This is a genomic window from Flavonifractor sp. DFI.6.63, from assembly GCF_024462255.1.
GTDB lineage: Bacteria > Bacillota > Clostridia > Oscillospirales > Oscillospiraceae > Lawsonibacter_A > Lawsonibacter_A hominis.
On the sequence record NZ_JANGBE010000002.1, the window covers coordinates 146,370 to 173,027 of the forward strand.

At 59.7% G+C, this 26,658-nt stretch carries 25 protein-coding genes; 21 read left to right on the forward strand and 4 right to left on the reverse strand.

The window, feature by feature from the left end; all coding sequences use genetic code 11:
- Positions 1-121: 121 nt before the first annotated feature.
- The 3 genes from NE547_RS01660 to NE547_RS01670 all read left to right on the forward strand — a co-directional run bounded on the left by NE547_RS01660 (position 122) and on the right by NE547_RS01670 (position 3,628).
- Complete coding sequence (locus NE547_RS01660; protein ID WP_186906352.1) at positions 122-1,246, forward strand: ABC transporter ATP-binding protein; 1,125 nt, start codon at positions 122-124, stop codon at positions 1,244-1,246.
- A gap of 794 nt (positions 1,247-2,040) precedes the next feature.
- Positions 2,041-2,682, forward strand: coding sequence for an HDIG domain-containing metalloprotein (locus NE547_RS01665; protein WP_256174570.1), 642 nt, complete (start codon positions 2,041-2,043; stop codon positions 2,680-2,682).
- A 16-nt stretch (positions 2,683-2,698) separates the two neighbouring features.
- The gene (locus NE547_RS01670) at positions 2,699-3,628 is read left to right on the forward strand and encodes a tocopherol cyclase family protein (RefSeq protein ID WP_186906097.1); all 930 of its coding nucleotides are present in this window, start codon (positions 2,699-2,701) and stop codon (positions 3,626-3,628) included.
- Between the two features lie 383 nt (positions 3,629-4,011).
- Here NE547_RS01670 and NE547_RS01675 read toward each other — a convergent pair whose 3' ends face one another.
- Positions 4,012-4,674: a GntR family transcriptional regulator gene (locus NE547_RS01675; RefSeq protein ID WP_186906096.1), complete on the reverse strand. Its 663-nt coding sequence runs from the start codon at positions 4,672-4,674 to the stop codon at positions 4,012-4,014.
- A 4-nt stretch (positions 4,675-4,678) separates the two neighbouring features.
- Positions 4,679-5,272 carry a UbiX family flavin prenyltransferase gene (locus NE547_RS01680; RefSeq protein WP_186906095.1) on the reverse strand — a complete coding sequence of 198 codons (594 nt, stop codon included), beginning with the start codon at positions 5,270-5,272 and terminating at the stop codon, positions 4,679-4,681.
- Between the two features lie 476 nt (positions 5,273-5,748).
- Here NE547_RS01680 and NE547_RS01685 point away from each other — a divergent pair, with 476 nt between their 5' ends.
- The 11 genes from NE547_RS01685 (at position 5,749) to NE547_RS01735 (ending at position 17,777) form a co-directional block, all read left to right on the forward strand.
- Positions 5,749-6,954, forward strand: a complete 1,206-nt coding sequence (locus tag NE547_RS01685; RefSeq protein ID WP_186906094.1) for a 4Fe-4S binding protein — start codon at positions 5,749-5,751, stop codon at positions 6,952-6,954.
- A gap of 27 nt (positions 6,955-6,981) precedes the next feature.
- Positions 6,982-8,622: an FAD-binding protein gene (locus NE547_RS01690; RefSeq protein WP_256174571.1), complete on the forward strand. Its 1,641-nt coding sequence runs from the start codon at positions 6,982-6,984 to the stop codon at positions 8,620-8,622.
- 1 nt (position 8,623) lies between these two features.
- Positions 8,624-9,289: an RraA family protein gene (locus NE547_RS01695; RefSeq protein ID WP_186906092.1), complete on the forward strand. Its 666-nt coding sequence runs from the start codon at positions 8,624-8,626 to the stop codon at positions 9,287-9,289.
- A 145-nt stretch (positions 9,290-9,434) separates the two neighbouring features.
- Positions 9,435-10,604, forward strand: coding sequence for an iron-containing alcohol dehydrogenase (locus NE547_RS01700; RefSeq protein WP_186906091.1), 1,170 nt, complete (start codon positions 9,435-9,437; stop codon positions 10,602-10,604).
- Between the two features lie 101 nt (positions 10,605-10,705).
- Positions 10,706-11,983: an NRAMP family divalent metal transporter gene (locus NE547_RS01705; RefSeq protein WP_256174572.1), complete on the forward strand. Its 1,278-nt coding sequence runs from the start codon at positions 10,706-10,708 to the stop codon at positions 11,981-11,983.
- Between the two features lie 269 nt (positions 11,984-12,252).
- On the forward strand, positions 12,253-13,707 hold the full coding sequence (locus NE547_RS01710; protein ID WP_186906089.1) for an aldehyde dehydrogenase family protein: 1,455 nt from the start codon (positions 12,253-12,255) through the stop codon (positions 13,705-13,707).
- Between the two features lie 101 nt (positions 13,708-13,808).
- Positions 13,809-14,423 carry an RraA family protein gene (locus NE547_RS01715; protein ID WP_186906088.1) on the forward strand — a complete coding sequence of 205 codons (615 nt, stop codon included), beginning with the start codon at positions 13,809-13,811 and terminating at the stop codon, positions 14,421-14,423.
- 99 nt (positions 14,424-14,522) lie between these two features.
- Positions 14,523-15,191: an RraA family protein gene (locus NE547_RS01720; protein WP_243204621.1), complete on the forward strand. Its 669-nt coding sequence runs from the start codon at positions 14,523-14,525 to the stop codon at positions 15,189-15,191.
- 36 nt (positions 15,192-15,227) lie between these two features.
- Positions 15,228-16,442, forward strand: coding sequence for an aconitase X catalytic domain-containing protein (locus tag NE547_RS01725; protein ID WP_186906087.1), 1,215 nt, complete (start codon positions 15,228-15,230; stop codon positions 16,440-16,442).
- 2 nt (positions 16,443-16,444) lie between these two features.
- Entirely contained in the window at positions 16,445-16,864 is a 420-nt protein-coding gene (locus NE547_RS01730; RefSeq protein WP_186906086.1) for an aconitase X swivel domain-containing protein, read from the forward strand.
- 19 nt (positions 16,865-16,883) lie between these two features.
- Positions 16,884-17,777, forward strand: a complete 894-nt coding sequence (locus tag NE547_RS01735) for a DMT family transporter (RefSeq protein ID WP_186906085.1) — start codon at positions 16,884-16,886, stop codon at positions 17,775-17,777.
- 130 nt (positions 17,778-17,907) lie between these two features.
- Here NE547_RS01735 and NE547_RS01740 read toward each other — a convergent pair whose 3' ends face one another.
- The gene (locus NE547_RS01740; RefSeq protein WP_256174573.1) at positions 17,908-19,284 is read right to left on the reverse strand and encodes a PepSY1/2 domain-containing protein; all 1,377 of its coding nucleotides are present in this window, start codon (positions 19,282-19,284) and stop codon (positions 17,908-17,910) included.
- A gap of 71 nt (positions 19,285-19,355) precedes the next feature.
- On the reverse strand, positions 19,356-19,976 hold the full coding sequence (locus tag NE547_RS01745) for a superoxide dismutase (RefSeq protein ID WP_256174574.1): 621 nt from the start codon (positions 19,974-19,976) through the stop codon (positions 19,356-19,358).
- Positions 19,977-20,062: 86 nt separating this feature from the next.
- On the opposite strand from NE547_RS01745, the gene NE547_RS01750 reads away from it, so the two are divergent.
- From NE547_RS01750 to NE547_RS01780, 7 genes are all read left to right on the forward strand, one after another.
- A complete protein-coding gene (locus tag NE547_RS01750; RefSeq protein WP_256174575.1) occupies positions 20,063-20,476 on the forward strand; it encodes a Mini-ribonuclease 3 in 414 nt (137 codons plus the stop codon).
- Entirely contained in the window at positions 20,467-22,191 is a 1,725-nt protein-coding gene (locus tag NE547_RS01755) for an NFACT family protein (RefSeq protein WP_186906081.1), read from the forward strand. The genes NE547_RS01750 and NE547_RS01755 overlap by 10 nt, the downstream gene beginning before the upstream one ends.
- Before the next feature lies 1 nt (position 22,192).
- Entirely contained in the window at positions 22,193-22,900 is a 708-nt protein-coding gene (locus NE547_RS01760; protein WP_186906080.1) for a response regulator transcription factor, read from the forward strand.
- A gap of 82 nt (positions 22,901-22,982) precedes the next feature.
- Positions 22,983-23,906 (forward strand): ABC transporter ATP-binding protein, encoded by a 924-nt coding sequence (locus NE547_RS01765; protein WP_256174576.1) that lies wholly within the window; start codon positions 22,983-22,985, stop codon positions 23,904-23,906.
- Complete coding sequence (locus tag NE547_RS01770) at positions 23,899-24,654, forward strand: ABC transporter permease (protein ID WP_256174577.1); 756 nt, start codon at positions 23,899-23,901, stop codon at positions 24,652-24,654. Before NE547_RS01765 ends, NE547_RS01770 begins: the two co-directional genes overlap by 8 nt.
- Before the next feature lie 21 nt (positions 24,655-24,675).
- The gene (locus NE547_RS01775; protein WP_256174578.1) at positions 24,676-25,431 is read left to right on the forward strand and encodes an ABC transporter permease subunit; all 756 of its coding nucleotides are present in this window, start codon (positions 24,676-24,678) and stop codon (positions 25,429-25,431) included.
- A gap of 287 nt (positions 25,432-25,718) precedes the next feature.
- Positions 25,719-26,615 carry a sensor histidine kinase KdpD gene (locus NE547_RS01780; protein ID WP_256174579.1) on the forward strand — a complete coding sequence of 299 codons (897 nt, stop codon included), beginning with the start codon at positions 25,719-25,721 and terminating at the stop codon, positions 26,613-26,615.
- The last annotated feature ends 43 nt before the right edge of the window (positions 26,616-26,658 follow it).

Genomic DNA, 26,658 nt, shown 5'->3' on the forward strand with positions numbered 1-26,658 from the left:
GGAGGAAAACCCCGCCGGGCCGGCGGTGCGGCAGTGTGGAGACCTGTCGTAACGTCCGCAGGACCAAGCGCCTGCGGACAAGGGGGTAGGTGCGAAGGCTCTGCCCTTACGGCCCATGCGCATGGCAACTGTGACCCTGAAGAACATCAAAAAGATCTACGACAACAAGGTGACCGCCGTCCACGACTTTAATCTGGAGATCGCGGATAAGGAATTCATCGTGCTGGTAGGCCCCTCCGGCTGCGGCAAGTCCACCACCCTGCGGATGGTGGCCGGACTGGAGGACATCTCCGAGGGCGACCTGTTCATCGGCGACAAGCGGATGAACGACGTGGAACCCAAGGACCGGGATATCGCCATGGTCTTCCAGAACTACGCGCTCTACCCGCACATGACGGTCTATGAAAACATGGCCTTCGCCCTGAAGCTGCGCAAGACGCCCAAGGACGAAATCGACCGGAAGGTCCGTGAGGCGGCCGAGATCCTGGATATCACCCAGTATCTGGACCGCAAGCCCAAGGCGCTCTCCGGCGGCCAGCGGCAGCGTGTCGCCATCGGCCGCGCCATCGTTCGGGACCCGCAGGTCTTCCTGATGGACGAACCGCTGTCCAATCTGGACGCCAAGCTGCGCAACCAGATGCGCGCGGAGATCATCAAGCTTCGTCAGCGCATCAACACCACCTTTATTTACGTAACGCATGACCAGACCGAGGCCATGACGCTGGGCGACCGCATCGTGATCATGAAGGACGGCTTCATCATGCAGATCGGCACGCCGCAGGAGGTCTTTGACCATCCGGCCAACGTTTTTGTGGCGGGCTTTATCGGTTCCCCCCAGATGAATTTCTTCGACGCCAAGCTGGAGAAGGCGGGCGACACCTATCAGGCGGCGGTGGCCGGCGCGGTGATGCCTTTGGCGGAGGAGACCTGCAAGGCTCTGGCTGCCAGAGGGATCTCTCCCATGGACGTGACCCTGGGCGTGCGTCCCGAGCACATTACCTTTGCAAAGGATACCGGAAGCCACACCATCACCGGCAAGGTGGATGTGTCCGAGATGATGGGCAGCGAGGTCCATCTGCACGTGACGGCCGGGGAAAAGGACGTGGTACTGCGGATTCCCACCACCGACCTGCCCGCCGAGTACCGCGGCGGCATCCCGTACGGCTCCGAGGTGCACTTTACCTTCCGGCCGGAGCTCATCCACCTGTTCGATCCCCAGACCGAGCTGAATCTTCTGGGTCTGTAAGGGCGCCCCAGCCCCCGAGCGCCGCAGGCCGAGCCGAGCCGCGGGGAGCAGAGAGCATCCGGACCGGAGCTGCGCCGCTTTGCGGCGCAGCTCCGGTTTTTTTGCGCGCGGCTGCGGACGAAACCGCCGGGCACTGGCGCAGGATGTGGAAGTTTTCCATAGATATCGTAAAAATATCCCTTTACAGAGCGTCTTGCTGTGCGTATACTATAAAAGACAATACAATAACGTCGTTCGAGCCTGTCTTAGGCAGGCAGCCATGGAAGCGGGTGCAATGCCCCACGAGTCGGTCACTGTGAAGCCCGGAAACGGGATAAGTCAGATACATGTCGGAAGGCGTACACCCCTGCCGGGACCGGGGGCGGCCGTATGCGCACCATCTGCAGGGCGCGCTGCTTCCGCCTGCGGTCCAGGGACCGGAGGCGTTTTGTTTTGTCTCTGCGGTTGGGTGCAGTCCCTTTTTTCTTCCTCCCTGCTTGGCTGAGAGCCGGCGTCTCAAGCGAGACGCCGGCTCTCAGCCCCGTAACGGGTCGTTTTGGACGCCGGGGACGCAGACGGAAGCACGCTCGCCCTGATAAGACCAAAGTCCGCCCAGCCAGCCCAAACACCCCCCAAAACAGAGGGCAAGGGCAACGCTTACCGGGTGCGGTGGCCGTCCGTCTGTTTTTTCTGTATACCAAAAGCGGGCGCCGCAGACCGGACCGGCGGAAAAAGGATGCGGGTTTCGAGCATAACCTGCCGGCGGGGCTGCAATACTACTCAGGGGACAGGGGACGATAAAAATAGTCCCGATTATGCGGAATAGGGACACGGGGGCGATCGAGCTGGCTGAGACTATGGAGCGGGAAGCGCTGTTTCGCGCGCTGGAACGGAGCCTGATGGAAGACCTGCGGCCCAGCATAGCGCTGGAGGCGCTGTTTGCGGGAGCGGTTCCGCCCGAATTTGAGCCGCTGCGCCGGATGAAGACCACGGCGCAGTCGCCGGTCCATCATCCGGAGGGAAACGTATGGAACCATACGATGCTGGTGGTGGATGAAGCGGCGAAGCGGCGGGCGGAGAGCAAAGATCCTGCGGCCCTGATGTGGGCCGCGCTGCTCCATGACGTTGGAAAGCCGGATACGACCCGCGTCCGAAGGGGGAAAATCACCTCTTACGGACATGAAACCTTGGGTGCGGAACTGGCCCGGCGGTTTTTGCAGCGCTTTTCGGCCGATCAGGACCTAATCGGCCGGGTGTGCGCATTGATCCGATACCATATGCAGGTCCTGTTCGTCGGGAAGGGAATGCCTTTTGCCGACGTGAACGGGATGCGGGAAAACGCTGACCTGGAGGAAGTGGCGCTGCTGGGCCTGTGCGACCGTATGGGCCGGCTGAACGCGGATGCGGAGCAGGAGGCGGAGAACATCCGGATCTTTTTGGAGCGCTGCGGCCGCTGAGCGGAGGGGGAACGGAATGGCGAAGTATTATCATGGCGCAGGACGGGCGGGCCCCTACTTTGAGGGCTGGTATCTGAAGTGCCAGACAAAGGACGGAAGGGGCCTGGCGCTGATTCCCGCCCTGCACGTCGACCGTGCGGGGCGGCGCAGCGCCTCCCTCCAGGTCATTGCGGACGGCGGGGCCTGGTGGGCGGAATATCCGGATGCGGCGCTGCAGGCCTCTGAGGGCGTGTTCCAGATCTGGCTGGATGGGAACCTCTTTAACCGCAAGGGGATCTGGCTGAACGTGGAGCAAAGCGGACTTTCCCTCCGGGGAGCGCTGCTCTGCGGCCCCTTTACGCCGCTCAAATCGGACATTATGGGGCCATTCCGCTTTTTGCCGGGAATGGAGTGCCGCCACGGTGTGATCAGCATGGGCCATACGCTGGAAGGAACGTTGACCCTGAACGGCGCGGCCATGGACTTTACCGGCGGTACCGGTTATGTGGAGACGGACCGCGGGCGGTCTTTTCCCAGCGCTTATCTCTGGACCCAATGCGCGTGGCGGGAGACGCGGTGCAGCAGCCTGATGCTCTCCATTGCGGACATACCGCTGGCGGCGGGGAGCTTCACCGGATGTATCTGCGCGGTGCTGCATCAAGGGCGGGAATACCGCCTGGCCACCTATCAGGGCGCCCGGGTCGAGCGATGGTCCGGCGGCGGAGCGCTGATCCGTCAGGGGCGGTACCGCCTGGAGGCGGAAGTGCTGGAGGGGCGGGGACATCCCCTGCGGGCCCCCGTGGAAGGCGGTATGGGCCGCATCATATACGAACGCCTCAGCGCCAAAGTGCGCTACCGGTTTTGGAAGGAAAACGCGCTTTTGTTCGAGCATACCGATGCGCATGCCAGCTTTGAGTTTGCGGAGCAAGCGTACCGGCCGGACGCATCAGCCGTGTGGAGCGATTGAAACAGGCGGGGGTCCTCTGCTTTGCAAAGGCCCCCCGCCTCAGCCTGTCAAAAAACCTCTCGGGGGAAGGCCTTGCAGAGTTGAGTCGTCCACAGACGACGGAAGGAAAGGAAGCTCCGTCATTTCCGGCGACATGCGCGTCGGAAATGACACCTCTCATGACGGCCAGGGCGACTTTTCCGCAGGAATCGAGCCCTGGCCGTCATGTACCCCTCTGTCGAAAAAGGCCTTTAGCCTTTTTCGACAAGCTGAGGCGGGGGTCCTCTGTTTTGCAGAGGCCCCCCGCCTGAGATGTTCCCAAGCGTGTCGAAGCCGCTTGCGGGCCGAGCCATATGCATTGGTGCCACACCTGGCGTTTTTCTGCGATTGTGCCTGGCGGGCGGTCAGTACTGCGAGACCATGTTCCTGCAGACGTTCAGCGTGCTCTCCTTGATGTTCTGGAGGTGGATGGAGAGATGCCTGGTGGCGCTGACCAGATCACGCGTGCGCAGGGCATAGATGATATCCAGGTGCTCCTGCCGGGATTTTACCAGGCGCTTGGGCGTCATGGCCGAGATCCGGCGCAGCTGCTCCAGCTGGGCCTCCAGCGTCTTGTGGAATTTGATCATGCGGGAGTTGCCGGAATATTTCATGATCATCATGTGCAGGTCGCGGTCCGAGCGATAGAAGGCCTCCTGCGTGGGGGGTTCTTCGCTTTTTTTATCGTCCAGATAACGCACCCGGTCCTCAATGTAGTCCAGCTCGTCGTCGGTGATGCAGTTGATCGCACTTTTCAGGGCGGTGATCTCAAAGAGCTCCCGGAGCTGAAAGATCTCCTCCACGTCCTGCACGGTCAGATTGGTCACAAAGGTCCCCCGGGAGGGCAGATGGCGGACCAGCCCTTCGGATTCCAGCTGCTTGAAGGCCTCCCGGATCGGAGTGCGGCTGATGTTGAGCCGATCCGATATGTCCTGCTCGACGATGGCCTGCCCTGGCTTCAGCTCATAAGACATGATCGCATCCAGCAAATAATCGTAAGCTACATTTTTTAAACCGCGTTTTCCCATGATGTTACGTTTCTCCTTTCGACTCAGCGGGTGCTGCGCCCCAACGGCCGTCCTCTCCGGCGCGGAGCCCGAACTGGTCCAGCACCCGAACCACCTGATAACGGATCAGATCCTCGATTTGTCTGGGGCGGTGATAAAAGCTGGGCATGGGCGGCACGATCCGTACTCCCAGGCGGCTCAGCTTGAGCATGTTCTCCAGGTGGATGGCGTTGAGAGGCGTCTCCCTGGGGCAGAGCACCAGCGGGCGGCCCTCTTTCAAAGTCACGTCCGCCGCCCGGGCGAGAAGATCATGGTCATACCCGTTGGCAATCGCGCTCAATGTCTTCATGCTGCAGGGCAGGATGATCATTCCCATCGTGCGGAACGAGCCGCTGGAAATGGCCGCCCCCAGTGCGTCGGCTTGATAGGACACATCGGCCAGGGCCCGGACCTGTTCCGGCGTGTAGTCCGTCTCCAGGCGGATGGTCTCCTCCGCCCACCGGCTGACCACCAGATGGAGCTCTGCATCACTGCATTCCCGCAGCAGTTCCAGCAGACGGATTCCATAAATGGCGCCGGTGGCGCCGGAGATGCCCACCACGATACGTGGACGCTCCATACGACCCCTCCTTGTTGTCGGTTCACACCCCAAAATGAGAGTACAAGCGGTGCTGCACGTTAAAATTCCTCTTCACATTGTATACAATCTGTGCTTATTGTAGACCATTTGACATTCCATGTCAAGGTAAAATCTTGAATTTTTAAGTTTTTGGTCAAAATAAGAACTTTTTTACGGACATATTTGCTTTTATACAAAAAGTAATGCATTTAATTTCTATTTATCGCTTTAAAATAATAACTAAAACAACCCTGTACATTTTAGCGGAAGCGATGAAATTATCGAAAAAGACCAATTAGAGGCGAAAAATATGAAAAAGGCTATTGAAATATACCAGAGATTCCGCTAGAATATGTGACACAAGGTTGTATACAATGAAAATACAATTTCAATAAAAAACTTCAAACAATTTATTTTTTGTTCTAAATTGTATGCTCATTGTATTCAATTAGAATTGCTTAAGGAGGAACAAGAATATGGCGAATCTGAAGGTAAACGTGGCTGGCGTGGAGTTCCCCAATCCTGTTATTGTGGGCTCTGCCTCTCCTTCTATGGACTGGATCGGCGTCAAGAAAGGCATTGAGGGCGGCTCCGGCGGCGTGATCGTGAAGTCCCTGTTCGGTGAAAAAGGCAAGCTGGGCCGCAACTTCCCCCGTCCCCGCTTCAAGCTCTATGACTACAAGACCTATCCCGGCTATCCCCAGTCCCTGCCCCATGCGTTTACGCTGAACTCCCTGGAGGAGTGCTCCCACTTTGGTTACCAGGAGTACATGGAGGATGTAAACCGGGCCAAGGACGCAGTGGGCGATAAGGGCATCGTCATGGCCAGCCTGTCCGGCGTTACCCTGGACGAGTGGCAGGAGATGGTGGGCCTGGTGAACGAGACCAATGCCGACTGGGTGGAGCTGAACGTATCCTGCCCCTTCGCCGCCGACATGGGCGTCAAGATGGGCGCCGGAGCCGTGGATATGACCGCCGACGTGGTCCGTACCTGCGCCAACCTGCTGAAGAAGCCCTTCAGCGTCAAGGTCTCTCCCCAGACCGTGGATCAGTCTTCCGTGGCGCTGGCCTGCCAGGAAGCCGGCGCCCAGTGCATCAACCTGTCTGCACGCTTCTCCGGCTTTGACCTGGATATCGATCAGGCCCGTCCCGTGGGCCCCGGCGCCCAGGGCGGCTGGGGTGGCCCCTACTTCATCGGCTACGGCCTGAAGAACTGCGCGCTGGCCGCCAACAAGCTGAGCATTCCCATCATCGCCGGTCTGGGCGTGTGGGATTGGCGCGACATCATCAAGTACACCATGGTGGGCGCTTCTCTGGTGCAGTCCGGCGTGGGCATCATGCTCCAGGGGTACGACGTGGCCAAGAAGTGGAACGAGCACATCAGCCAGTGGCTGGATGCCCGCGGTTACAGCTCTCTGGACGATATCCGCGGCATCGCCCTGCCCAACGTCCTGAAGACCGCTCAGGTGGAGCGCGCGCCCGAGGGCGTGTACGCCAAGGTGGACTACGACAAGTGCACCAAGTGCGGCGTGTGCAAGCGCAGCTGCTTCTATGACGCCATTACCCTGACCAAGTGCGGCGCGGTCATCGACCAGCACAAGTGCGACGGCTGCGGCATGTGCATGGAGGTCTGCCCGGCCAACGCCGTGTCCATGACCTCTCCCCAGAAGCGGGCGAATTAATGTTGCTTTGACCAGGAGGTCCTGCAAGTGAGAGAACTTCAATGCGGCGTTCTGGTGGTCGGCGGCGGCGCCGCCGGCACCAGAGCCGCTTACGAGGCCAAGAGGGCGCACCCGGAATTAGAGGTGTGCCTGGCCGTCACCGGCCGGTATGAGACCGGCGGCAGCACCAATATGGTGGCCTCGGAGGCTCTGGGCATCAACGCGCCCTTCAACTGTGAGGGGGACGGGGACGATCCGGAGATCTACCTGGAGGACACGCTCCAAACCGGCGGAGGGCTGGGCGATCCGGCCCTCTGCTGGGTCCTGGCCCACGAGGCTGCCGACCGGGTACGGGAGTTGGCGGAGCTTGGCGTTCCTTTCGCGCACAGGGGCGGGCATCTGGAGCAGCAAAAGCTCTCCGGGTGCACCAGGGCCCGCTCTCTGACCTGCGGCGGCAGCACAGGGCGTCAGATTACCCGCTGCCTCAAGCAGGCCGCGCTGGCACAGGGCGTTCGCCTGTTGGAGCAGGTGTCCATACTGGGGCTCTGCCGGGAGGAAAATGGCCGTGTCTGCGGCGCCTGGGGTCGGGATGAGGCTGGTGCGCTGCGAATCCGCGCCGGGGCGGTCGTCCTGGCCACCGGGGGTGCAGGGAGCATTTTTTCCGTCAACGTCACGCCGCCGACCCAGACCGGAGACGGCTGGGCTATGGCCTATGAGGCCGGGTGCCGGTTCGTCAATATGGAGTTTTTCCAGATCGGTCCGGCGGTGGTCTGCCCGGGGCTTACCTTTATTATCCACAGCCATATGTGGCGGTTTCTGCCCAAGCTTACCAACCGCGATGGCGCGGAGTTCCTGGCGCGATACTGCCAAGGCGGCACGACCCCGGAGGAGGCTTTGGATCGGAAGGCCATGTCCTATCCCTTCTCGGTCCGTACAGACGCCAAGTATGTGGACATCGGCATCTTCCAGGAAATCGCCCAGGGCCGGGGCACCGAAGAGGGCGGCATATGGTTTGACGTGTCCCACGTGACCCGGGAAGAACTGCTGGCCAAGGCGCCCATCACGTACAACACGCTGCTCCGGGCGGGGATCGACTGTGCCGTGGAACCGCTGCAGGTCACCATGGCGGTGCAGAACTTCAACGGCGGGATCCTGATCGACACCAACGGCTTCACCGGAGTCGAGGGATTGTACGCGGCGGGGGAGATCACCGGGGGCGTCCACGGGTCGGACCGGCCCGGCGGAAACAATCTGACGGATACCCAGGTCTTCGGCTACCGCGCCGGACGGGCCGCCGCGGATCATGCGGCCTCTGCGCCGGCTGCGGCGGTGGTCCTGGAAGAAGCGGGACCGCGCCTGGAGCCTGACGAGGAGGAGCGGGCGCTCATTGCTCAGAGCGAGCGGCTGTACTACCAGAACCTGACGGTGGTGCGCAATAGCCAGGGACTTCAGCGTGTGCTGGACTTTACCGGAGCGCACCTGCGGCCGGGCATCTCCGCACCGCTGCGCAACCGTCTGCTGTTGGGCAGACTGTTCGCCATGGCGCAGCTCACCCGGACGGAGAGCCGGGGCACCCATTACCGGGAGGATCATCCGGAGACAGCGCCGGAATGGCGCCGCCGTTTGGTCTTCCGCCGGGGCGCCGACGGGGAAGCGGTACTGTGCCAAGATGAAAATGAGGCGAAATGATATGGAACGGTTTACGGAAGAATACCGGGCGCGCTTCGCGGCGCTCTCGACGACAAATGTTTCCGACGCCATGGATGCGCTGGGCATCCATGGCGCCACCTACGGCATCCGGCCTATGTGGCATACCATGGAGAAGGTCCTGGGACCGGCGGTAACGCTGAAGATGACCGCCGCAGGCCAGACCAAGGGCAAATATCATCTGGGTGTGCGGGCCATCGACGCGGCGGAGCCGGGCGATGTGATCGTGGTGGATAACGGCGGACGGATCGACACCTCCTGCTGGGGCGGCGTTCTGGCCACCGGGGCCAGCGTGAAGGGCATCTCCGGCGTGGTCATCGACGGCGCCTGCCGGGATCTGGATGACTGCGTAGAGCTGAATTTTCCGGTTTACGCCCGCGGAACCGTGGTGGCCACGGCCCGCGGACGGGTCCAGGAGGAGGCCACGAACGTCATGGTCCAGTTCGGCGGCGTTCAGGTCCGCCCCGGAGACATTGTCATGGGCGATAAGAGCGGCGTGGTAGTGGTCCCGGCGGAATGGGTGGACCAGGTGCTGGATAAGGCCGAGCAGCTCTTCCGGAAGGAAGAGGGGATGGTAGCGCAGATCCGCGCAGGAAAGACCATGATCGAGGTGGACGAGGCGTTCCAGTATGAGCGGATGCTGAAGTAATCATATGAGTTGCGTATCTTACCGTTAAATATTGAACAGAAAGCGTTTAAATACGCTTACCTGACCAAGGGGGACTGCTTTGTTCATTTAAGATTCATTAACTGTGTTTAAATGGGGCCAAACTTTGATGAGAGGAAGTCTTGATATGAGCAATATTTCTCTGTTGCGCTTCCCTTCTGTGGTGAGAATGGGCAACCAGTGCATCTCGACCTTCTTATCCGGCGACTTAGAAATGATTCATGCCAGAAAGATTATGCTGGTTACAGACCCCGGTATTGTCAAAGCTGGATTAGCCGAAATTGTACAGAATGTGCTGGAAGCCAAACATATTCGCTACTGTCTCTTCTCCGATGTGGAGCAAGAACCATCGATTGAAACAGTGAAGACGTGCATTGCCTATGCAAAGGAAGAGAAATGCGATACCTTTATTGGGCTGGGCGGCGGAAGTGCTATGGATGTTTGCAAGGCAGTAGCTTTGTGTGTCGCAGATAACGTAGATATTGATTCACTATTTGGCATGGAAACTATTAAACGACCAGGTTTACATAAAGTTTTGATTCCGACGACTTCTGGAAGTGGAAGTGAGAGTAGTCCATCTATTGTGTTAAGCGATCATCACAATAATACCAAGAAGGCAATTTGGAGTCGATATGTACTGGCCGACATCGTCTATCTGGATTCAGATATGACTATTGGTATGCCAAAATCTGTGACAGGAGGTTCTGGTGTTGATGCACTGTGTCATGCCATTGAGGCATATATGGCTACCAACAGTAATTTTGTGACTGACAATTTTGCGTTGACAGCGTTAAATCAGATTGGAAAGCATCTGCGTGAGGTATATCAAAACGGAAAGAACCGAGAAGCGCGATTGGGTATGATGGGTGCCAGTTTTTTGGCTGGTATGGCCTTCGGCGGCTCCGGCCTCGGATGTGTGCATGCGTTGGCATATCCGTTTACCACTCTGTTTGGATATCCGCATGGCAATGCTCAAGGGATGAGTATGCCTAATGTATTGCGATTCAATAAGCTAGGACATGAGGAACGCTTTGCACAAATTGCTCGTAGCCTGAATTTGATAGATGTCAGTGCCATGGACGCTAAAGATGCAGCAGAGGCTGGCATTGATGCCATTGAACAACTAATTAACGACGTTGGCATTTCTACTAAATTGCGCGACTATCCGGGCATTACGCCGGACCGCTTTTTAGAGATGGGGAAAATTGCAATTGAATCCAACGGGCGCCTCGTCAATACAAATCCACGCCCCATGACGGTGGAACAGGCAGTAAAGATTTACCAGCAGTCCTATTGATCCCTGCACCTATTGTATTTCAAGTTTATCTATGGAGGAGAGTCTGCAGTTAGTCGCAATAGATGAACTACGAAATAAAAAACAAAAAGGGAGATGTAAGTATGACTGAAAAAAAGGTAGGTATTCGCGACTATTTGTCTAAGATTGGTCCCGCTGTTATTGTTTCCATGACGATTATTGGCCCGGGTACGATGTCCGCACTTGTAACATCTGGATCAGGGTGGTATTTTTCCTTTTTCTGGGCGGTTATCTTAAGCATTGTCTTTGCATATGTCGCCACTTGGATTAGTACAAAACTTACTTGTGTGACAGGGCTTTCTCCCGTGGAGGCATTAAAAAAGCACACCTGGGGTTGGCTTGCTTGGGTACTGGTGATCTTCAATTTTGTAACCCAGTTCTGTGTTATGGTGGCCCAAGGGCGCGGATTGCGTACTGCAGTTACCACGTTAAGTCAAGTAGGCGGCAGTGAGGGACTGAGTTCCGGAGCCTCATTAATTATCACAATCATACTATTTGTAGTTATCGTTGCTGCATATTTCTTGGGTGGCTCATTCTCTTTTGTGCAGAAACTAACCAGTGTTATGCTGACTGCAATGCTTATCTGCTTCGCTATCACATTTTTTATCGCGTTGCCCGATATCAAAGATATTTTTCTTGGTATCATTCCGTCTTTCCCCCCAAGATGGGAGGGACTACTTCCAGATTCACAGCAATGGACCAGTATTGCGGGTATTATTGGTGGTGCAGCAGGGCTATACATCTATGTATATCACGGCTTTGCTATTATCTCAAATAACCGCAATAACAAGGAGTGGCTAAAATACGGCAAGATGGATGCCGTTGTCTTTACTGTTGTTTTGTTTGGCCTGTTTAGCTTCTTCGTATTTTCTGTTGCTGCAGCGGTTCTCTACAAGACTGGTGAGCCCATTACTGGAGTCGCCGGAGCTGCAGCGGCGCTTGCTCCGCTATGTGGTCCCGCTGCCGGTTACGTGTTTACCATTGGATGGATGGGGGCCGTTATGACTACATCTGCTGGCTGCGCATTTTTTGGACTGATTCCGTTGTTAGCCCTAATGGGAAAGAGCGTGGATTTAAAAGATAGAAAGTGTCAGATTGCACTGACTGTTTACTTGGGAGTACCTGCCATTATTGTAGCCTCTTTCGTCTCTGGAGGAGCATTATCCCTGCTGACAAAGGCGATGTCTTTGAATAACCTTGTCACGCCACCTGGTATTCTGGCCTTCTGGTATATGACATCTAGTAAAAAGATTATGGGTGAATATAAGAATAACTTCGTCACTAACATTGTTATTGCCATCATGTTTTTTGTGGTTTGTTTTAGCGCGTATAACTCCGCAGTAAGCATCTTTACATTCTAAAATAAGATTCTCTTTTGCTGAGATTTCACTCCTAAAGCTGCATCCGGATATGAAATTTCTGGATGCAGCTTTCCTCCTAAGCACATCTGATTAATTCGGACAGGCCTTTTACAGAGTTTAATACTTATATTTTTACCAATAGTACCAAAGAGCCACGGCAATTTCAAGACAAATTTTTAGCATTTGAACTCATGTCTCTAAATACTGAATATGTCACAATATAGATAATTACCAACGTCATGCTTTATAAAGTTAGAAAGGTTGAGAGTATGAAAGAGTACAAGCTGTATATTAATGGGAAATGGATTGAGACGACGAGCGGAAAAATAATTAATGATATTAATCCTGCAGATGGTACTACATTTGCCCGAGTTCACTTGGCAGGTGAACTTGAGACAGAAATGGCGTTGGAAAGTGCACAACGCGCCTTTACCAGCTGGTCCAAGACTATGGCTGCACAGCGTGAGCAGATTTTATGGAAAGCGGCAGATTGCCTTGAGAAAATGGTTGATGAGGCTATCGAAATAATGATTTGTGAAAGTGGGTCAACTTATACAAAGGCCCGCTCTGAGTTGGCAGGGGCTGTAAACGTTATTCGCGTGGCAGCTGGAGAATGTCGACGGATTGAGGGAGAAATTAATCAGCCAACCAGCGCGGATCAAGTATCCCTTGCTGTAAGGGTTCCCCTTGGGGTAGTAGCTGGAATTGCGCCGTTTAACTATCCTGTTATTTTAGCGGTAAAAAAGCTTGCGTACGCGTTGGCAGCAGGCGATACCTTCATTCTCAAACCTGCTTCTGTTACTCCCCTCTCGGGGTATATAATTGCCACTGCTTTTGAAAGAGCTGGTTTACCGGCGGGGGTTTTGAACGTGATTCCGGGACCGGGAGATATTGTAGGAGATAAACTGGTGGAAGATCAGAGGGTTAAGTGCGTGACGTTTACTGGCTCAAGCCCGGTTGGCCGCAGTATTGCAGCGAAAGCTGGCTATCATCTTAAGAAATTTGCGATGGAACTGGGGGGTAAAAACCCTCTGATAATTCTCGGCGATTATGATGTAGAGCAGGCAATTAAAATTGCTGGATATGGTGCGTTTTATCATCAGGGACAGGTTTGCATGGCGTCTTCCCGTATTATTGTAGAGGCACCCATTTATGATGCTTTTTGTGAAGGATTGGTAGCATACGCCCGTACGCTCAGAATAGGAGATCCCCATGATCCGGATACCATTATCGGCCCGCTGATCAGCAATGAGCAGTGTGATTTTATCGATGGACAAATTCAGGATGCACGTTCAAAAGGAGCTAAAATATTGACTGGGGGAAAGCACCAGGGAACTTTTTATGAGCCGACAATTTTAGCCGAAGTAACGCCTGAAATGGATATTTTTTATCAGGAAACATTTGGGCCCGTTACGTCAATTTTTTGTGTCGAGAACGCTGAACAGGCGCTTGCATTGTGTAATGATAATAAGTTTGGCCTTTCTTCTGCATTGCTTACCTATGACATGCGACTTGCAATTAAGCTGGGGCTCAATATGGAATCCGGCATGGTTCATATCAATGACACCACGTTTGTAAGTGGTATCACAGCACCGTCTGGCGGTATCAAAAACAGTGGTTATGGTCGGGAAGGCGGTAGATACTCCATTGAAGATTATACTGAACTTAAATGGATTACGATGCAATATGCCGATAAAAAAATGCCATTTGAACCGAAGATGTAGGCCTGCCCCTGAAAGACTTCCCGGAGACGGTGGAGGTCCCGGGTACAGAGGACGTAGATCTGGAAGAGCTGATCTGCGGCCGGTAAAAGGAGAGAAAAACGATGGAACATGTCATGGAGCGCTTCCAGCGCCTTCCGCTGGGCAATATCTGCGATGCAAACGGAAAGCGGGGGAGCATGGATCCGGCCATCCGGCCGGTGGACCCCAGCCTGCACATGGTGGGGCGCGCCTACACGGTGCGCTGTCACCCCGGCGACAATCTGGCCATCCACAAGGCCATTACAGAGGCGCCGGACGGCAGCGTGCTGGTGATTGATGCGGGCGGCTATACCGGCGGCGGCCATATCGGAGAGATCATGTGCTTTGCCTGCATGCAGCGGGGGATTCGGGGTCTGGTCATCGACGGTACCTGCCGGGATGCGGACGATATCCAGGCGCTGGGCTTCCCGGTGTTTTCCCGGGGCTTTAATCCCGGCGGCACGGTCAAGGAAACGGTGGGGCAGACCGAGATCCCGATCGTCTGCGGCGGCGTGCCCGTGCGGCCCGGCGATCTGGTCGTGGGAAACCGGGACGGCGTGGTCGTGGTGGCAAAAGAAAACATCGAAGCGGTGCTGGAGGGCGCGGAGGCTATCGCCCGGAAGGAGGTCCGGGTCCTGGAGGAACTGAAGCAGGGCAGGACCACCGCCGAGATCTACCAATTCTCTAAAATTCTCTGAGGCACAGAAAGCCCGTTTGCAGCCCGCTCAAAACCGCTGCGCACCGCTCCTCCGCGGGGGTACAAACAGGCTTTCCGAAACCGGAAAGGACGCGCAATGATGGAACCTATGATTACCGACGCGATGGTGGAAGAATTCCGCCAGATGGACACCTGCTGCCTGTCCGACGCAATGGACCGGCTGGGCATTCCCTGCGGATTGGAGGGCATCAAGCCCGTCAATCCCGACTCGGCGCTCTGCGGCCGGGCGTTTACCGTGCATTATGTTCCCTGTGGGACCGTGAAGGGGACCGTGGGCGATTTTCTGGATGATGTGAAGCCGGGCGAGGTCGTGGTCATCGACAACGGCGGGCGGACCTGGTGTACCGTTTGGGGGGACCTGATGTCCATCGCGGCCACCCACAAGGGGATCGCCGGGACGGTGATCGACGGCGTCTGCCGGGATCTGCCCACCGTCCATAAGCTGAACTACAACATTTTTACCAAAGGCCATTATATGGTCACCGGAAAGGACCGGGTGGAGGTAGACCAGATCAACGTCCCGGTAGCGGTATCCGGCGTCCGGGTAGCGCCCGGCGACCTGGTGGTGGGCGACGCCACCGGCGTTGTGGTGATCCCCCAGGAAAAAGCCGCGCGCGTTCTGGAAGTAGCCAAAGAGATTGCCGCCAAGGAGGCGGTGATCGAGGAAAGCGTGGCCCGCGGCGTACCGCTGCGGGAGGCCCGCGCCAAGGTGCATTACCACAACCTGCAGACCCGTGAGGAGACCTGACAGTCCCACATCCAACATACTGGGAGATGGAAACGTATGCATTTAACGGCAGAAGAGCAAAAAATGCTGGACGGCGCCTACGGCGAGACGGTCCGGCGGTCCATGAAGGTGCTGGTCGCACTGGGCGAGATCTACGGCGCGGATCACATGATCGAAGTAAAGAACGTCCATTCCCCCGGCGTCAGCTACCGGGTGGCAGGGGACGCGGGCCTGGGCTATGTGGAGGACGCCAGCAAGGACGCCGTGTTCCAAGTGCCCATGACGCTGAACACCATCGGCATCGACGAAAAGGACTGGAAGCAGATCGGCTTCCCGGAGGACTTCTCCTGCAAGCAGCTGGAGCTCTCCAGAGCTTATGAGAAGATGGGCGCCATCCCCACCAACAGCTGTACCCCCTATCTGAACGGGAACCTGCCCATGTTCGGAGAGCACGTGGCCTGGGGCGAGTCCTCCGCCGTGGCATTCGTCAATTCGGTCATCGGCGCCCGGACCAACCGGGAGGGCGGACCTACCGCCCTGGCCGCCGCGATCACCGGACGGGTACCGGCCTATGGTTACCACCTGGATGAGAATCGGAAGGGCACCCACCTGATCCGGGTGGAGGTGGACCTGAAGACCGATAAGGACTTTGCCGTACTGGGGTATTTCGGCGGCAAGCTGGCCGGGAAAGACGTGCCGGTCTTTGAGGGGATCAAGCGCCGTCCCACTCTGGAGCAGTTCAAGGCGCTTGGCGCGGCCCTGGCCTCGGCGGGCGCGGTCGCCTTGTATCATGTGGTCGGCTTCACGCCGGAAGCGCCTACGAAGCAGGACGTCATCGGCGACGAGATCCAGCCGGTGGTCTTCGATCAGGCGGCCTATGACAAGGTTTGTGAAAAATTCAGCCAGAAGGGCCCCATCGATTTCGTGGTCCTGGGCTGTCCGCATGTGTCCATCCGCGAATTTGAGGAGATCGCCGGCCTGGTCCGGGGCAAGCGCCTGAACAGCGATCTGTGGGTGTGCACCTCCCGCATGGTGCGGGAGCTGGCCGAACGGATGGGCTTTGTGGAGGACATCCAGGCGGCGGGCGGCGAGATCATCTGCGACACCTGTCCGGTACTGTGCTGCACGCTGACCCAGCGGGGCTACAAGACCGTGGCCACCAACTCCGGGAAAATGGCCCACTACGCGCCGGGACTGTGGAATCTGCAGCCCGTGCTGCTGAATACCGCCGAGTGTATCCAGGCGGCCATCGACGGGAAATGGGGGGAGTAACCGTGTGTGAAGAAAAAGTTCTGAGAGGCAGATGCATCGTGGAGGGCTGCGTAGAGGGCGAGGCCCTGGTCACCAACGACGCGATCTCTTTCATGGGAACCATCAACCCCAAGACCGGCTACGTCATCGAACGCAAGCATGAGATCGAGGGAGCGTGCCTGAAGGGGAAGGTGCTGGTGTTCCCCATGTCCAAAGGTTCCACCGGCGGCTCCTACATGCTCTACGATCTGGTGAAAAACGGCGTGGGTCCTCTGGGCATCGTCAATATCGAGGCGGAATCCATCGTGGTCATCGGCGCCATCGTCTCCGACCTGCCGATGGTGGACCGCATCGACATCGGCCAGATCCATACGGGGGATTACGTCCGCCTGAACGCAACGGAAGGGACCGTCACCGTTATTCCGAAGCAGCCCAAAGGCTGACCGGGGCCGGTAAGCTGCGATGGGTGAACTGTTTGCCCTGATCAACGCGGCCGGATGGAGCTGCGGGATGGTATTTGCCCGGCGTGCCCAGCAGCGGGCGCAGGTCGGTATTCTGGGCGGCCTGTACTGCTCGCTGCTGGTCAACACCGTCATCAATCTGATGATGTTCCTGGGCGGCCTTTTGGCGCAGCCGCTCCCGCCGGTCACAGTCCGCGGGATGGTCTTTTTTGTGCTGGGCGGGGTGTGCAACAGCCTGATCGGCCGCGGGCTGCTCTTTTACACGGTCTCCCTGCTGGGGGCGGCCCGGGCCGGGGTGGTGAAGGCCACCACGCCGGTATTCGCGCTGCTGTGCGGCGTCTTTCTGCTGCACGAGGTGATCGCCCCGCTGGATTGGCTGGGGATCGCGGCGGTGCTGTGCGGCGTGCTGACCATCGCCATAGGCGGGGCCCGCCGGAACCAGGGCGGCGCCGCCTGGGACGGGACGGCCGTGCGGGGCGTTCTTTTTGGACTGCTGGCCAGCCTGTTCCTGGCCCTTGGCAACCTGTTCCGAAAGCTGGGCGTCAGTGCGATCCCAAGCTCGTCCGTGGGCGTGTTTGTGGGGTCGCTCAGCGCCTTGAGCGTGCTGAGCGTCTTCCTGCTGATCACCGGACCCGGTATCCTGCGGCAGGCCCTGCGTCATCTGGACCGGGATTATGCCGTGTCCGGACTCAGCACCAGCGTGGCGCTCTATTTCCTGTTTACCTCTTTGCAGATGATCCCGCTCTCGATCGCCAATTCTCTGACGGCGGCGGAGCCGCTGTTTACGCTGCTGCTGGGACGGCTGCTGCTGGGCAGGCAGGAAAAGCCCACCACGGCGCTTGTGGCCGGCGCGCTGAGCACCGTGCTGGGCGCCGTGCTGCTGGCCTGCTTTTGAGCGCGGGGAGCCGCCGGGAGCGCTCAGCCGGTTCGTTTGCCCGCTTGGCACAGCTTCGCGGCCGGAAGGCGGCACAGTGCCCCGGGGTACCCCTGTGCGGGTATCCCGGGGCACTGATTTTGCCGGGGCCTCAGAGGGTGAGGGTGCCGCTCTCATCCTCCAGCAGCAGCAGGATATTTTCCTCCTGGCCGGTGGCGGCGTTGAGGTAGACCAGCATATGGCTGCCGGTTTCCGTTTCGCACTTGAATTCGTGGCAGAGCACCTCGTGTTCGCCGCCGGTGGGGATCACGGCAAGCTGATGGGCAAGCACCTTCAGCGCATCCCCGACGGCGCTGCGCGCCTGATCGGCGGTGACGGCGGGAGCGGGAAGGTCCCGGATCCGGTGGTTCATCAGATAACCCTCCGACTGGAAGCCGATGAGCCCCCCGTTATCCAGGGCCACGGACACCTTGATGAGATCGGGGTAGCAGTATACTCCGTCCTGCCGGGGGGCGAAATGAACGGTGAGCACATCGCCAAGATCGATGGAATAGCTGTGATCCATATTCGCATAACCCCGTTGGAGCAGAAATTCCGCCGCCGCCTGGATCGCCGCCTCCCGGCTGAGAGCGGCTCCGGAAACGGGCCGGGAGTTGGTGACCTGGAGCACCTGAGCACCCTGCTTCGTGACCTCTACATACACCTCTCCGCCGTCCACCGCGGCGGAGAAGCCCCAGGTGGGCAGGGCGCCCGCCCCATCGGAGACCAACGTGAAGATCTCCGGGCGCAGGTCCAGAAAGGCCGCGGCCGCCGCCCGGGCCTCATCCTGGCCCGCCAGAGGCAGCCCTTCCAGGCACTTGGGCGTGCGGTTGGACAAGTGCTCGGAGAAGGGGCCGTCGTAGACCAGGGCGGGCACCTCCGGGAAATCTGCCTCCACCGTCTGAAACGCGGAGCCCGCCGTGACCGGAGCAGACGCGCCGGAAACGCCGGAGAGGCGGGAGCGTACCGCCTCCAGATCCTCCAGCGTGACGGTACGGCCGTCCAGGTCGGACTGGAGGCTCTGCAGCGCATCGGCCAGGGTGGACGCCGTCTGGGCCAGCGCATGCAGCCCGGAACGCTCCTCCTGGGTGCACGTCTGCGCGTCGTAAGCGCCGCGCGAGAGCGCCATGGCGTAGTCTCCGGCTTTGGCCAGAAAGGCGGCGGTCTGCTCCAGCTCCACATTGCCGTAGGGCAGCTCGCCCAGGGCCATCTGAGCGGAGAGCGCCTTGCCGTAGGCCTGCGTACACAGGCTGGAGAACAGCGCGGGCGTGGTGGCGTAGGACGCCTTCTGCAGGGCGGTATCCAGCTCGCCCGCCGCGGTGGCAAGCTCCGCAAAGGCATGCCGGTAGCCAGTGTCCAGCAGGTATTGGTACTGCTGCGCCCGCATGTGGTTTTGGACGGCAAAGCCCAATACGACCGCAAAGGCCGCCGTCAAAAAGCTGGCTGTCCGGATCCGCGTCCGGCGGCGCCAGTGGCTTCTTCGATTCATAAAAACGCCCTCCTTTGGCGGTAGTTTCACCAAAAGAGGGCATTTTTTCTCACGAGCGGGACAAGAAAATGTTACCGCTGTTCGTAGCGCTGCTGGACGAAGGGCCAGTGGATGCGCTCGAACCAGCGCTCCACGTAGTCGGGGCGGCGGTTCTGGTAATCCAGATAATAGGCGTGCTCCCACACGTCCACGCACAGAAGGGGCCACAGCCCCAGAGACAGGGGAGAGTCCTGGTTGGCGGTCTTCAGGACCGAGAGAGCTCCGGAGCGCTCGCAGACCAGCCAGGCGTAGCCGGAGCCGAACTGGCCCAGAGCGGCGGCCTTCATCGCGGCGCGCCAGTCGTCATAGGAGCCGAAATCCCGCTCCAGGGCGGCGGCCAGGCCGCCGGAGGGCCGCAGGCCCCGCTCCGGACTCAGGCAGTTGAAGTAGAGCAGATGGTTGTATACCCCGCCGCCGTTGTTGCGGATGGCGGTGCGCTTGGGCTCGGAGAGACGGTCCAGGTGCCGGAGCAGCTCTTCCAGCGTTTTGTTCTGCTCTTCGGGGCGGTCGGCCAGGGCGGTGTTCAGATTGTCGATATAGCTCTTCAAGTGCTTGTCGTGGTGAAAGTGCAGGGTCTTTTCGCTGATCTCATCTTCCAGTGCGTCGTAGGCATAGGGCAGCGGAGGAAGCTGATAAGGATAGCACAGTTCCATAGGATTCATCCTTCCCGGTTGTTTTTCCAGCGGTTTTGCGGTATACTCTGTCTAATATTATTCGTATCAAATGAGGGAACATACCTATGACCGATTATTTTCATCTGAACACCCGCCCGGACGCCGTCCGGGCCATCAGCACTCTGGGCCTGGCCCATCTGGGGGACGGAGTGTTCGAGCTGATGGTGCGCTCCTGGCTGTGCCTGCACGGAAAGGCCACCTCCCGGGGGCTGCATAAGGCCACTGTGGGCTATGTGGCCGCGCCGGCCCAGGCCAGGGCTGCGGAGAAGATTTTGCCGCAGCTCATCGGGGAGGAGGCCGACGTGTTCCGCCGGGGCCGCAACACCAGCCCCCACAGCGTGCCCCAAAACGCCAGCCGGGCGGACTATCAGACCGCCACCGGACTGGAGGCCCTGTTCGGCTGGCTCTGGCTTCAGGGCCGGACGGAACGGCTGAATGAACTGTTCGAGCAGATGATGGAGGAGAACCCATGCCGCTAGACGCCCTTTGCCTGACCGCCGTGGCGGGAGAACTGCGCCGCTCTCTCCTGGGGGGGAAGATCGACAAGATCTATCAGCCTGCCCGGGAGGAACTGCTGCTCTGCATCCGGGGCCGGGGGGAGAACGTGCGCCTGCTGCTCTCGGCCAACCCGGGCCACCCGCGGGCCCACCTGACGACCCGGAACCGGGAGAACCCGGACACGCCGCCCATGTTTTGCATGCTGCTGCGCAAGCACCTGCTGGGCGGGCGCATTCTGGAGCTGAAGCAGCCCCCCATGGAGCGCCTGCTGGACTTCCGTCTGGAGACCATCGACGAGCTGGGGGACCGGGTGGAGCGCCGCCTGGTGCTAGAGGCCCTGGGCCGCAACTCCAATCTGATCCTGCTGGACGGGGAGGGGCGTATCATCGACTGCCTGCGCCGGGTGGACGGCGACATGTCCCGCCAGCGCCAGGTGCTGCCGGGCCTGTTTTACCGCCTGCCCCCCGCGCCGGATAAACTGGACCCCATGGCGCTGGACGGCGAAGGCCTGCGCCGGGCGCTGGACAACCCCACCGGGCGGGAGGCGGACAAGCTGCTGCTGGATACCTTCAACGGTCTGTCGCCCCTGATCGCCCGGGAATTGGCGTTCCGGGCGGGCGGGGATGGGGAGCCCCTGGCGCGGGAGCTGGAAAAGCTGCTGGACGCCGTCCGGCGGGAGGACTTCGCCCCTTATCTCTTGGTGCGGGAAGGGAAGGGGACGGACGTTACGTTTCTGCCCATCCTCCAGTACGGGCCCCAGACCGAGAGCCGCCGGCAGGAAAGCTTTTCGCAGCTTCTGGACGGCTTCTACGAGGAGCGGGAGCAGATGGAGCGGGTGCGCCAGCGGGGGCAGGATCTGGTCAAGTCGGTGACCAGCGCCCGGGACCGGACGGCGCGCAAGCTGGCCAACCAGGAAAAGGAGCTGGAGGCGACCGAAACGCGGGAGCGCCAGCGGGAGCTGGGGGATCTCCTTACCTCCAATCTCCACGCGATGCAAAAGGGAATGAGCACCTTCCGGGCTGTAGATTACTATGACCCGGAGGGGAAGCAGACGGACATCCCCCTGGACCCCCTGCTCACCCCTCAGCAGAATGCTGCCAAATACTATAGGGCGTACAACAAGGCCAAGACCGCCCGGCAGATGCTTGCCCTTCAAATGGAGAAGGGGCGGCGGGAGCTGGAGTATCTGAACAGCGTTCTGGAGAATATCTCCCTGGCGGAGGGGGAGCGGGATCTGCAGGAGATCCGGCAGGAGCTGGCCGAGACCGGCTATCTCCGCCGCCCGGGCAAGGCCAAAGACCGCGGCCGGAAGGTCTCCGGAAAGCCCATGGAGTTTCGCTCCTCCGCCGGTCTGCGGATCTCGGTGGGCAAGAACAACAGCCAAAACGACCGGCTCACCACCAAGCAGGCCTATAAGAGCGACCTCTGGCTGCACACCCAAAAGATCCACGGCTCCCATGTGATCCTCTGGCTGGAGGGGGGCGGGGCCGACGCCCGGAGCCTGACCGAGGCGGCCCAGCTGGCGGCGTATTTTTCCCAGGCCAGGGACGGCAAAAAGGTGCCGGTGGACTATACCCCGGTGAAATATGTGAAAAAGCCGGCGGGAGCCCGGCCCGGCATGGTGGTCTATTCCACCTATCAGACCGCCGTGGTGGACCCGGACCCGGAATTGGCCAAGCGATTGAGGGTGAAATGAGATGGATACCTGTCATATCCTTGTGGTGGAAGACGATGCGGATATCAATAAGCTGCTGTGCCGGATCCTGGAAGGGGCGGGCTACGACTGCCGCCCCGCCTTTTCCGGCAGCGAAGCGATGCTTTGGGCGGAGCGGTACGACTATGACCTGGTGCTGCTGGACCTGATGCTGCCCGGACTGAGCGGGGAGGAGTTCATCGCCCAGCTGCGGCGGAAAAAGACCATGCCCATCCTCGTCCTCTCCGCCAAGGCGGCGCTGGAGGACCGTGTAAACGTGCTCCGGCTGGGCGCCGACGACTTTCTTCCCAAACCCTTTGACAATGCCGAGGTGCTGGCCCGGGTGGAGGCCCAGCTGCGGCGCTACAAGCAGTTCGACCGGGGCGGCGCGGCCGGCGCGGTGCTCACCCATGGGGATCTGGTCCTGGACCGGGAGGGGGTGAGCGTCACCGCGGCGGGAACGCCGGTGCCGCTCACCGCCCGGGAGTTTCATATCCTCACGCTGCTGATGGAACACCCCAAAAAGGTCTTCACCCGGGAGCAGCTCTATGAGCAGGTGTGGGGCGGAGCGTATGTTGGGGACGACAACACCGTCAACGTCCACATCTCCAACCTGCGCGCCAAACTGGCCCGCGCCAGCGAGCGGGAATATATCAAAACGGTCTGGGGCATCGGCTTTAAGCTGGCGGAGGGGCAGGACGAACCTCTTTAAGCTTTCTTCATCTTTGCTTAAAGGCAAATTGTTGCCTTGCGCGTATACTGGCATCACAATCCAAGAGAAAGGCTGATGCCAAATGTCAGAAATTGTGTTGGCGCTGCGGGGACTGACCAAGCGCTACGGGAACCACCTGGCGGTGGACCATGTCGATCTGTCGCTGGAGCAGGGGCAGATCTACGGCCTGGTGGGCCGCAACGGTGCGGGCAAAACCACCATAATCCGTATGATCACAGCCCAGACCATCCCCACCGGCGGGGAGATCGAGCTGTTCGGGGCCACCGGGGAGAGGGAGCTGGGCCAGATGCGCCAGCGCACCGGCGTCATGGTGGAGACGCCCAGTTTCTACCCCTACCTGACCGCCCGTGAGAACCTGGAATATTACCGCCTCCAGCGGGGCATCCCCGGCCGGCATGTGACGGAGGAGGCGCTGGAAGATGTGGGGCTGGCCGGCACCGGGAAAAAGAAGTTCAAAAACTTCTCTCTGGGCATGAAGCAGCGCCTGGGTCTGGCGCTGGCGCTGATGAACCGGCCCGACCTGCTGCTGCTGGACGAGCCCATCAACGGTCTGGACCCGGAGGGGATCGTGGAGTTCCGCAACATCCTGCTGGATCTGTGCCGCCAGCGGCAGACCACGATATTGATCTCCAGCCACATTCTGTCCGAACTCTCCAATCTGGCCACCTGTTACGGCTTTATCGACAACGGCCTGATGCTGGAGCAGATCACCGCCAAGGCGCTGGAGACCAAATGCCGGGCGTGCATCGAGCTGCGCGTGGACGATGCGGCCAAAGCCTCCCTGGTGCTGGAGCGGGACCTGGAGGTCCGGGACTACGAGGTGCTGCCGGGCAATGTGATCCGGCTGTACGACTGCCTGGACCGGCCGGAGCAGGTCACCCGGGCGCTGGTGGAGGGCGGCGTGTCCCTGGGCGGCGTCGAGGGCCGGGGGGCCAATCTGGAGGACTACTTCCTGTCCATGATCGGGGGTGCCCGTCATGGCTGATTACCTGCGCGCCGAGTGTACCAAGGCCTTCCGCCGCAAGTACCTCTACATTGCCCTGCTGGTTTGCCTGGCCGGGGAAAGCCTGCTGCTGCTGGGCTCCTGGCTCACCTATTCCTGGGGCAACACGAATATCAGTTTCCATTCCACCGCCGTCATGGTGGCGGCCATCCTCAGCTTCGGTCTCTACGCCACCCTGATCACCGGAGATATCGTCTTCTCCGATCAGTACAAGCACAATACCCTGAAAAACGAGGTGTCCTACGGCCTGCCCCGCGGGCGCATCTATCTGGGCAAGCTGCTGGTATCCATGTTGGTGGCGCTGGCGGCCTGTGTGGTACTGATCGGCTTCTATTTGGGCGGCTGCTGGCTGCTCTTCCCCCATGACGGGAGTGATGGGACGGTTTGGAGCCTGCTGGGCTATTGCCTGGCGGGGGCCTTCCCCCTCTGGCTGGGCGGCCAGGCCCTGGTGATGGCCTGCTATTTCCTGGTACGCAGCAGTACCATGGCCGCCTTCCTGTCGATCGGTATCCTGGTGGTCCTGGCCAGTGTGTTTCAGGCGCTGGGGCTGCTGATCAGCCCGGTCTTTGAATGCATCCGGCACTTCCTGCCCGGCGTCATGCTGGATACGCTGGCCAGGATGGCGTTTGACTGGCCTTACGTGGGCCTGTGCTGGATCGTAGGCGCGGTCTGGTGCGTGGGGTCCACCGCTGTGGGACTGGCCATTTTCCGGCGGAAAGAGATCCGGTAGGCCCGGATAGGAGGGAAGACCGTGCTCAACTATATCAAGGCGGAGCTGTGGAAGGTCTTCCGGCGTAAGAGCTGTTACGTTCTGGCGGCGCTGCTGCTGTTCTGCGCGCACCTGTACGGCTGGCTGTTCAGCGGAGGCTACTTTGCCGACCTGGCCGCCGGGGTCTCCCTCACCATGGTCACCGGGATGCCGCTGGCCCCGCTGCTGGCCCATTTGGTAGACGCTGGGAGCCGGGATACCCTGAAAAACGAGCTCTCGTTCGGCCTGAGCCGGGGACGGATCTACTGGGGCAAGCTGGCGGCCGGGCTGCTGCTGGGGCTGCTCCTGGCCCTGATCCTGGTGGGGGGCGTACTGGCCACCGGAAGGCTGCTGCTTCCCCGGGGAGATCCCGGTGCGGCGTGGTCCAATCTGTACCGGGTGGGCGTTTGCCTGCTGGGGGCCGTGCCGCTGTGGTGCGGGATGTTCGCCCTGTGTCACACACTGGCCCTGCTGGTGCGCAGCACGGCGGTATGGATGGCGGGCTACTACGTCGCCTTTTTCATTGGCCAGCCGATCCTGACCGTTCTGGCAGCCGGTTTCTTCGGGGGAAACATGGCGGCTTGGCCGTTTCGCCTGCTTCAGGCGGTTCTCATACCGTGCACGCTGCTGATATCGGGCTTGCCGAGCGGCTGGATCAGCGGGGAGTACCTGCTCTGGTGCTGGGGGGTCGGACTGGGCTGGCTGGCGGTCAGCGCGGGCGCGGGCCTGCTGTTCTTCCGGCGGATGGACCTGCGCTAGCGGGAAAGAAGCGGAAAAGGATCTGTTTTCGCCCGGCGGGCGGGCTGCGCCGTCACGCCGGCGGGCTTTCCAGGCTGCAGAATCGAAATTTGCCGCCGCCGTTCCGATCACAAAATGTTTGCCGGCCATTTTGCGGGAAATCGAGGTGAAAGGTTCGCGCAGCCGTGCCGGCAGCCTCGGCAGTCTTCTGATTCAAAAAAGGCGCGCCCGGGCGTGTCGGCAGAGCGGCAATGCCGCCCGCCGGCCCTCCGGCGCGCCCTTGGTATGGAAAGCGGGGGAAATTTGAGATGCGGATCTTGTGCGTGATGCTGGCGCTGGCCTGCGTCATACTGCTGATATGGGTCTGGAGCCAGCGCAGGGCGCTGCATCGGGCGGCCCAACAGCTGCGGGAGGTGGAGCGCACCGATTCCGCCGCCCGTCTGCGTCTGGCCGCGCCCAATCGCGCGGCGGAGGAGCTGCTGGACGCGGTGAATGTACTGCTGGAGCTGCGGCAGGCCGACCGGGCCTCCTTTCGGGAGCGGGAGCGTTCCCTGCGCCGGCAGATCGCCAATGTCTCCCACGACCTGCGTACTCCGCTCACCTCCATTTTGGGCTATCTCCAGCTGCTGGAGGACGAAGCGCTGCCGGCGGCGGAGCGGAGGGAGTACCTGGCGGTGGTGGCCAGCCGCGCCAAAGCCCTCCAGAGCCTGATCACCAGCTTTTACGACCTGTCCCGGCTGGAGAGCGGGGAGTACCCGCTCCGGCGGGAAAAGGTGGACCTGTATACCAGCCTCTCCGGATTGCTGGCGGCCTTTTACAACGACTTTACCGATGCGGGCTTCGATGTAACGGTGGATCTGGCCCAGGGACTGCCCGGCGTGACGGCGGATCCGTCGGGGGTCCTGCGGGTATTCACCAATTTGCTCCGCAATGCCTTGGACCATGGTCAGGGACAGATGGAGGTGCGTCTGTTTCGGAAGGGGGATGCGGTGGTCAGCCTGTTCCGCAACGGTTCCGGCGGCATTACGCAGGATGATATCCCCCATGTGTTCGACCGCTTCTTCACCGCGGACAAAATGCGCACCGGCCGCAACACCGGCCTGGGACTGGCCATCGTCAAGGCGCTGGCTGACCAGATGGGCTGCGGTCTGGAGGCCGGATTGGACGGGGCGTTCTTTTTCGTGCGCATCCGATGGAAGCTGTGAGCCCGCCCCGCCTGTGGGAAGCGTACGGCAATGGAGAAAAGAG

Coding starts and splice junctions, on each gene's coding strand:
- NE547_RS01685 (WP_186906094.1), top strand. CDS start 5,749: ATGGCGAATCTGAAGGTAAACGTGGCTGGCGTGGAGTTCCCCAATCCT.
- NE547_RS01765 (WP_256174576.1), top strand. CDS start 22,983: ATGTCAGAAATTGTGTTGGCGCTGCGGGGACTGACCAAGCGCTACGGG.
- NE547_RS01660 (WP_186906352.1), top strand. CDS start 122: ATGGCAACTGTGACCCTGAAGAACATCAAAAAGATCTACGACAACAAG.
- NE547_RS01680 (WP_186906095.1), bottom strand. CDS start 5,272: ATGGAGCGTCCACGTATCGTGGTGGGCATCTCCGGCGCCACCGGCGCC.
- NE547_RS01705 (WP_256174572.1), top strand. CDS start 10,706: ATGACTGAAAAAAAGGTAGGTATTCGCGACTATTTGTCTAAGATTGGT.
- NE547_RS01695 (WP_186906092.1), top strand. CDS start 8,624: ATGGAACGGTTTACGGAAGAATACCGGGCGCGCTTCGCGGCGCTCTCG.
- NE547_RS01745 (WP_256174574.1), bottom strand. CDS start 19,976: ATGGAACTGTGCTATCCTTATCAGCTTCCTCCGCTGCCCTATGCCTAC.
- NE547_RS01755 (WP_186906081.1), top strand. CDS start 20,467: ATGCCGCTAGACGCCCTTTGCCTGACCGCCGTGGCGGGAGAACTGCGC.
- NE547_RS01760 (WP_186906080.1), top strand. CDS start 22,193: ATGGATACCTGTCATATCCTTGTGGTGGAAGACGATGCGGATATCAAT.
- NE547_RS01735 (WP_186906085.1), top strand. CDS start 16,884: ATGGGTGAACTGTTTGCCCTGATCAACGCGGCCGGATGGAGCTGCGGG.
- NE547_RS01770 (WP_256174577.1), top strand. CDS start 23,899: ATGGCTGATTACCTGCGCGCCGAGTGTACCAAGGCCTTCCGCCGCAAG.
- NE547_RS01665 (WP_256174570.1), top strand. CDS start 2,041: ATGCGGAATAGGGACACGGGGGCGATCGAGCTGGCTGAGACTATGGAG.
- NE547_RS01670 (WP_186906097.1), top strand. CDS start 2,699: ATGGCGAAGTATTATCATGGCGCAGGACGGGCGGGCCCCTACTTTGAG.
- NE547_RS01725 (WP_186906087.1), top strand. CDS start 15,228: ATGCATTTAACGGCAGAAGAGCAAAAAATGCTGGACGGCGCCTACGGC.
- NE547_RS01715 (WP_186906088.1), top strand. CDS start 13,809: ATGGAACATGTCATGGAGCGCTTCCAGCGCCTTCCGCTGGGCAATATC.
- NE547_RS01710 (WP_186906089.1), top strand. CDS start 12,253: ATGAAAGAGTACAAGCTGTATATTAATGGGAAATGGATTGAGACGACG.
- NE547_RS01720 (WP_243204621.1), top strand. CDS start 14,523: ATGGAACCTATGATTACCGACGCGATGGTGGAAGAATTCCGCCAGATG.
- NE547_RS01675 (WP_186906096.1), bottom strand. CDS start 4,674: ATGGGAAAACGCGGTTTAAAAAATGTAGCTTACGATTATTTGCTGGAT.
- NE547_RS01700 (WP_186906091.1), top strand. CDS start 9,435: ATGAGCAATATTTCTCTGTTGCGCTTCCCTTCTGTGGTGAGAATGGGC.
- NE547_RS01780 (WP_256174579.1), top strand. CDS start 25,719: ATGCGGATCTTGTGCGTGATGCTGGCGCTGGCCTGCGTCATACTGCTG.
- NE547_RS01740 (WP_256174573.1), bottom strand. CDS start 19,284: ATGAATCGAAGAAGCCACTGGCGCCGCCGGACGCGGATCCGGACAGCC.
- NE547_RS01750 (WP_256174575.1), top strand. CDS start 20,063: ATGACCGATTATTTTCATCTGAACACCCGCCCGGACGCCGTCCGGGCC.